The sequence below is a fragment of the Bradyrhizobium sp. 18BD genome, from assembly GCF_054185225.1.
Genome location: NZ_JAVAYL010000009.1, coordinates 151,314 through 164,201 on the forward strand (window position 1 = coordinate 151,314; position 12,888 = coordinate 164,201).

A 12,888-nucleotide genomic window follows, 5' to 3' on the forward strand; every position below is an offset into this window, starting at 1 on the left:
TCACTTCGCAGCCGCGGCGCCGTAGCCGCCGCCGCCGCACATTTCGATGGTGACGAGATCGTCTTGCTGCAACACCAGGTTCGATTTGCCGTCGATGGCAACGTTCGCGCCCTGCCTGACCAGCGAGATGCGGCAGGCCTTGCCGGACTCGCCGCCCTGCATGCCCCAGGGCGCGACCACCATGCGCTCGATGCAGGTGGTCAGATGCGTCGAGGGCGCCAGGACGCGATAGGTGCGGACGGAGCCGTCGCCGCCGCGATGGGCGCCCGCACCGCCGGAATTCCAGCGGATGGCCTGCTGCTCGAGACGGATCGCGTAGTTCGCCTCGATCACCTCGACCGGCGTATTCGAGGTATTGGAGAGATGCACGCGCGTCGCCGACATGCCGGCACGGTCATGCCGCGCCCCCTCACCGCCGCCGTGAACCTCATAGAGCATCTTCCATGAGCCGTTCTGCCGCGGCTCGGCGAAGAACAGCACACCTGCGGTGGTCGCGCCGCCCGCCGACAAACGTTCCGGAATGGTGTCCTGCATCGCGCGAAAGATCGCATCGACGATGCGCATGGAGGTCTCGTGATTGCCGGCAGCGACCGACGCAGTCCAGCCCGGCTCCAGGATCGAGCCCGGACGCGTGATGATGGTGAGAGGCCGGAGCGCACCGGCATTCTGGTGCATGTCGCGCCCGCTCATGATGCGCGCGGCATAGGCGACGGCCGAGCGCGCCATGAACGGCGTCGTGTTGCAGAAGTTGGAGACGCGATCGCAGCTTCCGGAGAGATCGAAGGTCGCCTCGTCGCCGCGAATCGTGATCTTCACATGGATACGCGCCGGCGCGTTGTTGACGCTGCCGTCGTCGAGATAGTCTTCGCCCTCGTAGACACCGTCAGGCAGAGCACGCAGCGCTTCGCGCATCTCGATCTCGGAGAGATCGTGCAGGCGCGACTGGGTCGCCATGAAGACGGCCTTGCCGTGCACGCGGCAGAGCTCGACGATGCGCTTCTCGCCGGCCTTGGTCGCCGCGATTTGGGCGAGCAGATCGCCCTCGCAGGATTCGGCGTCACGGACATTGGCCTTCAGCAGTTGCACGATCGGCGTGCTGATGCCGGCCGCGGTCGCAATCAGCACCGGCGGAATCCGCATCGCCTCCTGGAACGTGTCGATGGCCTTGGCAAAATAGCTGCCGGGCCAGGTGCCGCCGATGTCAGGCCAGTGCGCAAGGCTGACGGCGAAGGCCACGATCTCGCTATCGACGAAGACGGGCCGCACGACCTTGACGTCGTTGAGATGATTGCCGCCGAGCGCGCCGACATTGTAGATCAGCACGTCGCCGTCGTTCAGGCTGTCGCGCGGCACCACCTTCAGCATTTCAGGGATGGTGTAAGCCATCGCGCCGAGATGGATCGGGATGTCGCGGCCCTGCCCGACCAGGCCACCGTGGCCGTCGGTGATCGCCGACGACAAATCGCCGGCCTCGCGCAACAGCGGCGAGCGCGCCGAGCGCGTCATCACCAGGCTCATTTCCTCGGCGGCCGCGGAAAGTCCGTGCCTGATGACCTCGACGACGAATGGATCGAGCTTCATGCCGCCCTCCGCGTCAGGAACAGATTGCCGGCGGCATCGGGTCTCGCCTGCCAGCCGGGCGGCACCACCACCGTGGACCAGGCATCTTCGATGATGGCGGGGCCGCTGACCGTCTCGGTCAGCGAGGCGCGATCGATGATCGCGGTCGCGGTGTCGTGGAGGCCGTCGAACGAGCAGGCCCGTTTGCCCGTCGATACCGCCCGCACCGCCGTCTCCGGCCGGCTCACGACGGTCGTGGACGGGCGGCGCGCCTGCACGCGCACGGATTCGATGACGCAAGCCTCGCTGGTCGCGTAACCGAACAGCTCGTGATGCCGCGCCAGAAAGTCCTTCTTCAGTTTAGCGACATCGAGCGGCAGCGTGAACGGCACCGGTATGGCGTCGTTCTGCGCGGCGTAGCGCATCAGCGCGACGAGTTCGACCTGGATCTCTGCCTTCGCGACGCCGTTGGCGATCAGCGGCGCGGAAGCATCCTCAATCAGCGTCCCGATCCGGTCCGAGACGCGAGCGAGATCGATGCCGTCGAGCGCCGCTCGCAGCGTCTGCTGCTGCAGGAAGCTGAAATCGGCGGTGAGGCAGCCAAGCGCCGAGAATGCGCTCGACGCACTGGGCACGACGACCTCTGCGATCCCGTAGAGATCGGCAAGGCCCGCGGCATGCATCGGGCCGCCGCCGCCGAAGGCGAGCAGCGTGCAGTCGCGTCCGTCGATGCCGCGCTCAACCGTGACGCGGCGGAGCGCACGCGCCATGGTCGCATTCGCGACCTTGATGATGCCGAGCGCGGTTTCGGTCAGGCTCAGGCCCAAGGCCTGCGCGATCGGCGCGATGACGCGCCTTGCGGCCTCGATGTCGATGCCGATGCGATCGCCAAGTTTCGTTTCGGGATTGAGATAGCCGAGCACCGCATTGGCGTCGGTGATGGTCGGCTCGGTGCCGTCGCGGCCGTAGCAGGCCGGGCCCGGCTCGGAGCCGGCGCTCTCGGGCCCGACAGTCAGGCCGCCGGGGCCGTTACGCACGATCGAGCCACCGCCCGCGCCGATCGAATGAACCGCGAGCATGGGCTGGCGCAGCGGCTTGTCGCCGAGCATGCGGCCGTCGGTCATTTCGGCCTGGCCGTCGACGATCAGGCACACGTCTGTCGTCGTGCCGCCCATGTCGAAGGTCAGCATCCGCGACGTGCCAAGTTGCCGCGCGATGCTGACCGAGGCCGAGACGCCGGCTGCGGGGCCCGACATCGCCATCACCAGCGGCCGCCGCTTCACCGCCGAAATCGGGATCATGGCGCCGGCGGAATGAAACACCTGCAGGCCGGGGCCGATCGGCAGCCGCTGCTCCAGCTCGCTGAGATATTCGACCGCGATGGGCATCGCGGCCGCATTGAACACGGTCGCCGAAGTCCGCTCATATTCGCGGGCCTCGGGATTGACCTCGTGCGACAGCGAGACATGGGCAACGACGTCCTTGAGCCGCTCGCCGAGCATCTTTTCGTGGACGGGATTGGCATAGGCGTGGAGCAGCGCGACCGCGACGCTCTGCACGCCGGTCTCTTTCAGCCACGCGACCAGACGTTCGATCTCGGCGTCATCAAGCGCCTTCAGCACCCGCCCCTCGTGATCGAGGCGCTCGGCCAGCCCAAAGCACCGGTCCGGCGGCACCAGCGGCGGCGATTTCGGGGGAATGTCGAGGCGATAGAGATCGCGGCGGCGATAGCGCGCGATCTCCAGCACATCGGCAAAGCCTTGGGTCGCGACCAGCGCCACTTTCGGCAGCCGGTTTTCGACGATGGCATTGGTGACGCGCGTGGTGCCGTGGACGAAGCGCTTGACCTCGCTCTTGCGCAGGCCCACCGCCTCGATCGCCTCCAGCATGGCCTGGACCGGCGCCTGTGGCCGTGACGGCACCTTTGCGATCCGCGCCTCGGCGGAATCGCGCCTAATGGCGATGATGTCGGTGAAGGTGCCACCGATATCGGTGCCGACTTCCCAGTGATGTTCGGAAGAGCTCATGTGCAGGGTCAGCTACGAATGGCGTCTGAACCGGACGCCGGATCCTTGCCGTCCATCGCAACGTCCAATGCCAAACCGAGAGCGTTCATCATGCATCCCTTGTCATGCCACCGACTGGGAGCGTGCGACAGAGCGACTGGCTCAGGATAGGGCCAGAGTTGTCGCAAACCACTAGACCAGCGCACGACCGACGCCGCGCGCCGCGCCACCTACTGCACGTTTTGGTGCAGCCATGCCTGCGCGGAGTGCACAAAAATGGCGATCGTTCCACGCAGTGAAAGTGCAGCGCACCACGGAATTCTCCGCATAAATCGCGACGCCTCTCGCAGTGCAATCGAAGCGCTCAAAATCAGCTGTCTATTTTGCAGGCGATTGAACGGCAGTGCGGGATCACCGGATGCCTACGAGCTATGCACGGTCGTCGGCTCAGCTTTTCGTTATTGTACGAACAGTACGGGAGGATTTGGCCGGATCGGATGGTGCATTGCCGCTGCCGATGCAAGCCGCGATTCTCGCGAGCAGCGGCGCCGCATCCTCGACGTGCAGCCGGCCGTAGCCGAACACCAGGCCTTGCCGCGTCGGCTGCTCCAGGAAATTCTGCGACAAGGGTTGCACGTGAAGACCGGCCTGCTTCAGCACGGCCGCCGCCTCGCGATCGCTCATCCGCGCCTGCATCGCGTCGGTGAACAGCGCCACCAGATGCAGGCCCGTGACGGCGGAGGATACGGAGAGATCGTCAGGCATCAGCGCCGTGATCGCATCGATCAGGGCCTTCCGTCGCTCCGCATAGAGCCGCCGCATCCCGCGCAGATGTCGCAGCAGGTGCCCTTCCCGCATGAACTCGGCGAGCGCGAGCTGGCCGATGCCGGAGGTGTGGACTTCGATCCGAGCGCGGCCCTTCGAGAAGCCTTCTATGAAATGCCTGTTCGCAACCATGTAGCCGAGCCGCAGGTTCGGCATCATGATCTTCGAGAACGTGCCGAAATAGATCACCCGCCCCTCGCGGTCGAGCGAGCGCAAGGACGCGATCATGCTGTCCTGATGCCTGAACTCCGAATTGTAATCGTCCTCGATCACCCAGACGTCGTTCTTGTTGGCCCAGTCGAGCAGCTCGAGCCGCCGCTCGAGGCCCATGCTGACGCCGAGCGGATATTGATGCGACGGCGTCACGACGATCAGCTTCGCGCGCGGTGCGCGCCGGATGCCCTCGGAGACGACGAGGCCCTTGTCGTCGACCGGAATCGGAACCAGCTTTGCGCCGGCCGCCGTGAGCGCCCAGCGCGCCTCGACGAAACCAGGCTCCTCGACCCACACCTCGTCGCCGGGATCGAGGATCATCCGGCTGCAGAAATCCAGCGCGCCTGATGTCCCTGACGTGACGACGACCTCTTCCGGCGAGCAGACCAGCCCGCGCACCGAACCGAGGAAATTCGCGATCTCGCTGCGCAGACGCGGATGACCTTCGGAGGGAAGATCAAGGCACTCCTGCTCTCTCGGGTTTTGCCAGCTCTGTCGCAGCAGACGCGACCATTCCTTGAACGGGAAGGTCGAGATATCGGGCGCGCCGGGGGCGAACTCCGAGGGCCAGTTGGTCTCGTAATCGGAGGCCAGCAGCGAGCGCCAGCGCTCCGACATGTGGCCGGGCGCGGTCGCCGGCGGCGTCGCGGACGGAGGCTTCGCAAGGGGCGTTGCGACGGACGCCACCATGACGCTACCCCGCGGTGTCGATTCCAGATAGCCCTCGGCATAGAGCAGATCCCAGGCGGTCAGCACCACGGTGCGCGAGCAGCCGAGTTCTCGCGCGATCTCGCGCGAGCCCAAAAACTGCGTTCCGGCCGGAAAGACACCGCGCAATATGCCGTCGCGGATATGGGCCGCGATCTGCAGATGCAGCGGCACGGCCGAATTCCGGTCGATATGCATCCCCGCAAGGGACACGCGCGGGTGCGGTTGACGGCTGTTGTCCATCACATGGCGGCGGTGGTTGGAATGGCCGGCGATGCCCGCCGGCGTCGCCTCAGGATGGGCTAGAAGCGGATTCGGGTCCAGTCTCGGCTGGGTCAGTCACCCCGACGGTGTGGTAGGCACGGCCAAAATAGATCAGATTGTCGGCGCAGCCGGATCTTTTCAGGGCCACTACGCGACAGAACAGCACATCGTGCGTGCCGACATTGACGACATCAACGATCCGGCAGTCGAACGCGGCCGCACAGTCGGCCAGCACCGGCGCGCCGGTTGCGAGTGTTGACCATGCTGCGGCGGCAAACCGTTCCTCGGCCGGCACCTTGCCACCGAACAGGCGCGACAGCGGCTCGTGCCGGGCCGAGAGCACGTTGACGCACACCACCTTGTTGGTCGTCACGCCGGCATAGGCGGAGGAGCCGCGGTTGATGCAGACCAGCAGCGTCGGAGGATCGTCGGTGACGCTGCAAATCGCCGACGCGGTAAATCCGGCGCGGCCCGCAGCGCCGTCGGTCGTGACAATGTTGACGGCGGCACCGAGGCAGGCCATCGCGTCACGGTAGTCCTGTGGAGCGACGTCCTGCACCATCTTCACTACGCCTCGACGGCTGGCGCAAACGCGAGCCCACGCAACACTTGCGCCAGCACGGAGGCGCCGGCGGCAACATGATCAGGCTCGGCCCATTCGTGCTCGACATGGCTCGCACCGTCGCGGCACGGGATGAAGATCATCGCGGCAGGACAGATTTTTGCGAGATGACGGGCGTCGTGACCGGCGGCCGAGAGGATGGCCATGGCCGAATGCCCCTGTTCACGGGCGGCTTCCGCGATGCTGGCCCGCAGGCGCGCGTCGAAAGCGTTCGAGGGCGCATCGACCAGCGGCGTCACCGTCACAGTGCACGGCGACGCGTTCTGCTCGCAGAGAGCTTTGATGCGCACACCGGCCGCATCGAGCACGGCATTATCAGGATGGCGCAGATCGATGCTGAAGCTGACGCGCGACGGCACCACCGACGGCGCATTCGGCGAGACCGTGACCCGGCCGATGGTGAATTTGATGTCAGCATCGATGCTGCCGATCTCGGCATGAAGCGCCGTCGCCATCCGGGCAAAGGCCGCAAGCGCATCGCGCCGCTCCTGCTGCGCCAGCGTGCCGGCATGGCCCTCGGCGCCCTCGACCACCACCTGAAACGTCTTCTTGCCCTGGATACCCGTGACAACCCCGATGGTGCAGGCGGCCGCTTCCAGCACCGGTCCCTGCTCGATGTGCAATTCGAGATAGGCTCCGGCGGCAAAGCCGAGCGGCCTGCGCGGCATCTCGGGAAAGGCCTGATGCAGACGATCGAGCGCCTCGCCGACGGTGATGCCGTCCGCATCGCGCGCGGCGCGGATCGCGTCGATGTTGCGCTCGCCGGTGAAGGCCTCCGAGCCCATCATGCCCGGGGCGAAGCGCGAGCCCTCCTCGTTCATCCATGCAACGACAACGACATCGCGCGCGGGCTTGTCGCCTTGCTCGGTCAGCGAGACGACCGCCTCCAACGCGGCCATCACGCCGGCCGCACCATCGAATTTGCCGCCGGTCGGCTGGCTGTCGAGATGGCTGCCGAGGAGAAGCGGCGGCGCTGCGCGATCGCGCCCGGCCAGCGTCAGGAACAGGTTTCCCGCGGCATCCGTCGAAGGCGCCAGATCCGCCTCGCGCGCCCAACCGATGACGCGACGCCAGGCCACGATCTCGCCGTCGCTCAAGGCCTGACGGTTGACCCCGCCGGCCGGCGTCGCGCCGATCTCCGCGAGCGCCATCAAGCGGGCCCAGAGCCGGTCGGCGTTGATCAGGGGCAGACTCGTCATCGGCTACTTCGTGCGCATGATCTGGCCCGGCAGCGCGCGTGGATCGCGTGGCAGCCAGTGTCCGGCCTCGACCTGCGCGATGAACTCGGCGAGCAACGCGTTGAACGCCGCAGGCTCTTCGAGATTGAGCGTATGGCCGGTCTTGGGGAAAACCGAGAGGCCGCACGCCGGAATGGTCTTCTTCAGGAAGATGCCGGGCTGGAGGCAGTGATCATCCTCGTCGCCGACGACGACCAGCGTCGGCACCATCATCTTCTTCAAGCCGTCTTCCAGATCATAGAAGGACGGCCGCCGTGCCTGTACGCCGCGCATGGTGTTGGCGGCGCCGCGATCGGGATGGGTGGCGAGCCGATCGGCGAACTCCTTCCAGCCGCGCGGATCCTTGTTCTGGAACTGCACCCGGCTCGCGCCGAGCGCATAGATCTTCGAAAACTCCTTCGCGCCCTGCTTCTCGAAATTGTCGGCCACCTCGAGCGAGACGCCGCGGAAATAGTCCTCGAATTCCTTCTCGCAGCCATAGCCGGCGCCGGCCACGGTGAGCGACAGCGCGCGGTCAGGCGTGCGCAGGCCGAAATGGACCGTGCAGAATCCGCCCATCGACAGCCCGACGATGTGCGCCTTGTCGATTCCGAGCGCGTCGAGCACGGCGACCGCATCGTCCGCGGCAATCGCCTGCGAATAGGCCTCCACGCTGTCAGGCACGTCCGACGGCGGATAGCCGCGCGCGGCGTAGGTGATGCAGCGATGGCGCCGGCTGAAATAGCGCAGCTGCGGCTCCCAGCTGTCGTGATTGCCGCCGAATTCATGGATGAAGAGGATCGGGGTGCCCTCGCCCGCCTCTTCCACATGGAGCTTCACGCCGTCTCTCGTTGTGATCATCGTCATCGGCATCGTCCCTAGAATTGCGGCGGCAGGTCGTTGAGCGTGCGCGCTCGCGCGACCATCTCCGGCAGCAGCGTGCAGAGCTTTTCGACCCAGGCTTGCGGCACGGAGGTGCTGATCTTCACGAAACGGTCGCCGAAGCGTTGGGTGTGATAGGTACCCTGGCGGATCATGATGCCCTGGCGGCGATAGCATTCGACCAGCGCTTCCGGGCGGATGCCGGCCGCGATGGTCTCGAGCACCAGGAAGTTGCCGTGCGAGGGCATGATCGGCAGCGCCAGCCCTTCGATCCCGGCCGCCGCCTCCTGGATCATCGCCTTGTTGGCCCGGTCGGTGCTGCGGACCTTCTTCATCCATTCGGCCTTGACCGACAGGCCCGCTTGCGCCGCGCGCTGGGCAATGACGCTCGCGCCGAGCACGCTGGTGGAGGTCTGCGCCAGTTCCTCGAACAGATCGGGCGCGGCGACGAGCGCGCCGATCCGCAAACCGGCGAGCCCGAGCCATTTCGAAAAGCTGGTCGAGACCACCGCGCCCTTCGGGGCGACGTGAAGCGCCGGCGTGTGGCCATCGGCGAAATCACGATAGGTGCAATCGTGCACCAGCAGCGCGCCGCAATCGCGCGCGATCGCCGCAAAGCTTTCGATCTCCTCGCGGGTGTAGCGAATGCCGAGTGGGTTGTTGGGATCGACGAGATAGATGATCGCGGTGCGCTCATCGACATTCGCCTTCAACGCCTCGGGCGTCAGGCGATAGTTGCAGGCCGGATCGTAGATCGGAATCTCGATCACCTCGGCGCCCTGCTGGCGCGCGAACAGGCACGGCCATTTCCAGGTCGGATCGGTCGTCACCAGCGTGGTGCCCGGCTTGCAGCGCGCGCGGCAGATCATCGCCAGCGCGTTGACGCCGCCCTCGGTCACCAGCGCTTCTGCGCCCGGCGTGCCGAGATCGGCGACGATGGCGGCGCGCAGCGCCTCGAAGCCGAGCGGCGGGGCATAGGCGTTGAACTCGCCCGCCTCGATCGAGCGCAGCATCGCCTCGCGCACGGCGGGATGGCTCTCGATATGGTTGGTGTTCTGGCCAAGCCAGAAGAGCCCCGGCGTCGCCGAGAGCTCGTCGAAATAACGGTTGCGGACCAGCGCCGCGGATTGAGACCCCGACATCGACGCCTCAGATCACCGAGCCGCGCGCGGCAATGCCGCCGTCGATCGTCACCACGGTGCCGGTGATGTAGCCCGACCGCGGCGAGGACAGGAAGGCGACGAGATCGGCGACCTCCTCCGACGTCGCGGGGCGCTTACCCGGATATTTGTCGAACAGCTCCTCCCAGCGGCTTTCGTCGCCGAGCATGTCGATCGCCTTGCGCTTCATGATCTTGAGCATGCGGTCGGTGGCCACCGGCCCCGGATTGACCGCGACGACGCGCACACCGTGATCGAGGCTGCGGCCGCCGAGCGCCTTGGTGAAGGACATCAGCGCGGCATTGCCGGTCGAGCCTGCGATGTAGCTCGCGTCCCAGTTCTCACCGGAATTGCCGATGATGTTGATGATGACGCCGTCCTTGCCCTTCATCCGCGGATAATAAAGGCGCGACAGCGTGATGTAGCCGAACACCTTGAGATCGAAGCCGCGCCGCCAGGCGGCGTCGTCGAGGATCTCCAGCGAGCCGGCCGGGATGTCGCCGGCATTGTTGATGAGGATGTCGATGTCGCCGACCTCGGCCGCGAGCTTCTCCATCGCAACCGTGCTCGACAGATCGAGCGCATGGATCGTGATCTTCACGCCATGGCGGGCTTCGAGCAGCTTCTTGGCCTCGAGCATCGCCTCGCCGTTGCGGGCGGCGAGATGCAGATGACACCCCTCCGCGGCGAAGAGCTCGGCCACCGCAAGTCCAATTCCTTTCGACGCGCCGGTGATCAGGGCGGTCTTGTTCGTCAGCTTCAGGTCCACTCCGGGTCTCCAGGATGCAAGCTAGATATACAAAGTCTAGCAATTTGCATACCAAGACGCCGGAAGGTCATTCGAAGGCGGCAAGGAAGTCCAGGAGATTGTCGCCGAGCAGGTTGACGTGGTCGTGCATGGCGCTGTGCGCCCGCTCGGGATCATGCGCCAGGATCGCCTGCATGATCGCCTCGTGCTCGCGGACAGTGTCGGCGATCCGGTTCGGCATCCGCGTGACCCGGCGGCGATAGGCCGCCACCTGGTTGCGCAGCTTGCGGGTTTGATCGGCAAGGAAAATATTGCGCGAGGCTTCGTAGATGGCTTCGTGGAATTCCTGGTTGATGTCGTAGAAGACGTCGATGTCGCCGGTTTCGCCCGCAGCCACAAGTCGCTGGTGAATCTCACCTATTTCGGCTCCCCAAGACTGCGAGACGCGCCTTGCGGCAAGCCGCGCGCAGAGCCCCTCCAGCTCCGCCATGACCTGGAACATCTCGATCAGGGCCTGCGCCTTGATGCTGCGGACCGTCGCGCCCTGCCGGCCGCGCAGCTCGACCAGATTGTTGGCTGCCATCAGGCGGAACGCCTCCCGCACCGGCGTGCGCGAGACGCCGAAGCGCTGGGCGATCTCCTGCTCGTCGAGCCGGCTGCCCGGCTCGAGATGGCCGGCCGCGATCGCGCCCTCCAGCTTCTGGCGGAGACTCTCGGCGAGGGTCATGCCCGGGCTTGCGGGAAGGGTTTCGTGCCCATTTTTCACGCGCTTGCCTCCGCCATGTGCACCAATATCCGCCATCATGTTTCTCCGATATCGATACAAGTATACAAAATGAACACTCATCTTCCAGCGAAAGGGCCGGATTTCTCGCGGAGACGCCTGCGACTCCCGACAGGTTCGCTACCAATCTCGCAAGTCTTATGCCTGATTTGCCGGGAAATCGCACTGGCACACGAGTTGCTAAGAGATTTCAACGCGGTCCGCTTTCGTATGCGAATGGCCGCCGTCATTATACAAGGACATCCCGGTGCAGGCTGCCCGCCTTCCCAATCCCGGACCGGCCACCGAAGCCCCGCAGCCTCACCCGGCGCCTCAGCCGCTGCTCGAACTGCGCGCGATCAACAAGACTTTCGGCGCCGTCGCGGCACTGTCGGGACTTCAGGCCAACATCGCCCCCGGCGAGTTCGTCACCGTCGTTGGCCCGAGCGGCTGCGGCAAGAGCACCCTCTTCAACATCGTTGCCGGTCTCGAAGAGCCCGATGCCGGCGGCATACTTCGTTTCGAAGGCAAGAGCTGCCATGCCGCCGATCTGCTCGGCCGCGTCTCCTTCATGCCGCAGCGCGACCTGCTGTTCCCCTGGCGCAATGTGGTGGACAACGCCATCCTCGCGCTCGAGGTCGAGGGCATGCCGCGCGACCAGGCCCGCGCCAAGGCGCTTAAGATGCTGCCCGAGTTCGGCCTCGCCGGTTTCGAGAAGCAATATCCCAATCAATTGTCCGGCGGCATGCGCCAGCGCGTCGCCCTGATGCGCACCTTCCTGTTCGAGCGCGACCTGATGCTGCTGGACGAGCCATTCGGCGCACTCGACGCCCTGACGCGGGCGATGATGCAGCGCTGGCTGCTCGACGTCTGGCAGAAATACCGCCGCACCATTCTCTTCATCACCCACGACGTCGACGAGGCGATCTTCCTCGGCGACCGCGTGCTGGTCATGACGGCACGCCCCGGCGCGGTGAAGCTCGAGCAGGTCGTCGATCTCCCGCGGCCGCGCCGACCCGAGATCGTCACCTCTCCCGAATTCGTGCGCCTCAAGCGCACGCTGCTCGACGCGATCGAGGAGGAAAGCATGAAATCGTTCCAGTCCTCCATCGCGCAGGAGAAATCGCAGTGAACGCAATGCCAGCGAGAGAACCGCGCGGGATCGATCCCGCCGAGTGGGATGCCCGCGTCAAGCTCGCGGCCTGCTATCGCATGGTCGCCAGGCTCGGCATGGACGACCTGATCTACAATCACATCTCCTTGCGCGTTCCCGGCCACGACGATCAATTCCTCATCAATCCCTATGGATTGCTGTTCGACGAGATCACCGCGTCGAGCCTCGTGAAGATCGACACCAAGGGTGACAAGCTCGACGACACGCCGCAGGCCGTCAATGTCGCGGCTTTCGTGATCCATGCCGCGATCCACACCTCGAACCACGACGCGGCCTGCGTGCTGCACACGCACTCCGACGCGAGCGTCGCGGTCTCCGGGCAGGAGAAGGGCCTGCTGCCGCTCAGCCAGTTCGCGATGCGCTTCTACGAGCGCCAGGCCTTCCACGATTACGAAGGCGTTGCCATCGATCTCGACGAGCAGGCGCGCCTCGTGCGCGATCTCGGCCCGCACAAGGTGATGCTGATGCGCAACCACGGCATCCTCACCGTTGGCCGGACGCCGGGCGAAGCCTTCATGCTGCTCTATTATTTCGAGCGCGCGGCGCGGATCCAGCTCCAGATGCAGGCAGCGGCCGCGGCCGGCGCCAGGCTGGTGATGCCGCCGCACGAGGTCTGCGACAAGGCCGCCCGCCAGTTCTGGGAATTGCAGGGCGACATCCTCGTGCCCGGCGAACGCGAATGGCCTGCGCTGATGCGCCAGCTCGACCGCACCGATCCATCCTATCGCAATTGATTTTCACCGTCT

At 65.7% G+C, this 12,888-nt stretch carries 11 protein-coding genes; 2 read left to right on the forward strand and 9 right to left on the reverse strand.

Annotation, left to right across the window (positions count from 1 at the left end):
- The 9 genes from RAD16_RS18200 to RAD16_RS18240 all read right to left on the reverse strand — a co-directional run bounded on the left by RAD16_RS18200 (position 1) and on the right by RAD16_RS18240 (position 10,932).
- Positions 1–1,581, reverse strand: coding sequence for a hydantoinase B/oxoprolinase family protein (locus tag RAD16_RS18200; protein ID WP_458159268.1), 1,581 nt, complete (start codon positions 1,579–1,581; stop codon positions 1–3).
- A complete protein-coding gene (locus RAD16_RS18205; RefSeq protein ID WP_458159269.1) occupies positions 1,578–3,587 on the reverse strand; it encodes a hydantoinase/oxoprolinase family protein in 2,010 nt (669 codons plus the stop codon). Before RAD16_RS18205 ends, RAD16_RS18200 begins: the two co-directional genes overlap by 4 nt.
- A 426-nt stretch (positions 3,588–4,013) precedes the next feature.
- Complete coding sequence (gene pdxR, locus RAD16_RS18210; protein ID WP_458159270.1) at positions 4,014–5,486, reverse strand: MocR-like pyridoxine biosynthesis transcription factor PdxR; 1,473 nt, start codon at positions 5,484–5,486, stop codon at positions 4,014–4,016.
- A gap of 118 nt (positions 5,487–5,604) precedes the next feature.
- Positions 5,605–6,138 carry a flavin reductase gene (locus RAD16_RS18215; protein WP_458159271.1) on the reverse strand — a complete coding sequence of 178 codons (534 nt, stop codon included), beginning with the start codon at positions 6,136–6,138 and terminating at the stop codon, positions 5,605–5,607.
- A gap of 5 nt (positions 6,139–6,143) precedes the next feature.
- A complete protein-coding gene (locus RAD16_RS18220; RefSeq protein ID WP_458159272.1) occupies positions 6,144–7,397 on the reverse strand; it encodes a Zn-dependent hydrolase in 1,254 nt (417 codons plus the stop codon).
- Positions 7,398–7,400: 3 nt separating this feature from the next.
- Entirely contained in the window at positions 7,401–8,282 is an 882-nt protein-coding gene (locus tag RAD16_RS18225; RefSeq protein WP_458159273.1) for an alpha/beta fold hydrolase, read from the reverse strand.
- Between the two features lie 11 nt (positions 8,283–8,293).
- Positions 8,294–9,439 (reverse strand): pyridoxal phosphate-dependent aminotransferase, encoded by a 1,146-nt coding sequence (locus RAD16_RS18230; protein WP_458159274.1) that lies wholly within the window; start codon positions 9,437–9,439, stop codon positions 8,294–8,296.
- A 7-nt stretch (positions 9,440–9,446) separates the two neighbouring features.
- A complete protein-coding gene (locus RAD16_RS18235; protein ID WP_458159275.1) occupies positions 9,447–10,226 on the reverse strand; it encodes an SDR family oxidoreductase in 780 nt (259 codons plus the stop codon).
- A 67-nt stretch (positions 10,227–10,293) separates the two neighbouring features.
- Positions 10,294–10,932 (reverse strand): GntR family transcriptional regulator, encoded by a 639-nt coding sequence (locus tag RAD16_RS18240; RefSeq protein WP_458159276.1) that lies wholly within the window; start codon positions 10,930–10,932, stop codon positions 10,294–10,296.
- A gap of 304 nt (positions 10,933–11,236) precedes the next feature.
- Between RAD16_RS18240 and RAD16_RS18245 the strand changes: the two genes are divergently transcribed.
- Together RAD16_RS18245 and RAD16_RS18250 are read left to right on the forward strand one after the other, a co-directional pair.
- A complete protein-coding gene (locus RAD16_RS18245; RefSeq protein WP_458159277.1) occupies positions 11,237–12,100 on the forward strand; it encodes an ABC transporter ATP-binding protein in 864 nt (287 codons plus the stop codon).
- The gene (locus tag RAD16_RS18250) at positions 12,097–12,876 is read left to right on the forward strand and encodes a class II aldolase/adducin family protein (protein WP_458159278.1); all 780 of its coding nucleotides are present in this window, start codon (positions 12,097–12,099) and stop codon (positions 12,874–12,876) included. Before RAD16_RS18245 ends, RAD16_RS18250 begins: the two co-directional genes overlap by 4 nt.
- The last annotated feature ends 12 nt before the right edge of the window (positions 12,877–12,888 follow it).

Coding starts and splice junctions, on each gene's coding strand:
- RAD16_RS18205 (WP_458159269.1), bottom strand. CDS start 3,587: ATGAGCTCTTCCGAACATCACTGGGAAGTCGGCACCGATATCGGTGGC.
- RAD16_RS18240 (WP_458159276.1), bottom strand. CDS start 10,932: ATGACCCTCGCCGAGAGTCTCCGCCAGAAGCTGGAGGGCGCGATCGCG.
- RAD16_RS18215 (WP_458159271.1), bottom strand. CDS start 6,138: ATGGTGCAGGACGTCGCTCCACAGGACTACCGTGACGCGATGGCCTGC.
- RAD16_RS18225 (WP_458159273.1), bottom strand. CDS start 8,282: ATGACGATGATCACAACGAGAGACGGCGTGAAGCTCCATGTGGAAGAG.
- RAD16_RS18220 (WP_458159272.1), bottom strand. CDS start 7,397: ATGACGAGTCTGCCCCTGATCAACGCCGACCGGCTCTGGGCCCGCTTG.
- RAD16_RS18230 (WP_458159274.1), bottom strand. CDS start 9,439: ATGTCGGGGTCTCAATCCGCGGCGCTGGTCCGCAACCGTTATTTCGAC.
- RAD16_RS18200 (WP_458159268.1), bottom strand. CDS start 1,581: ATGAAGCTCGATCCATTCGTCGTCGAGGTCATCAGGCACGGACTTTCC.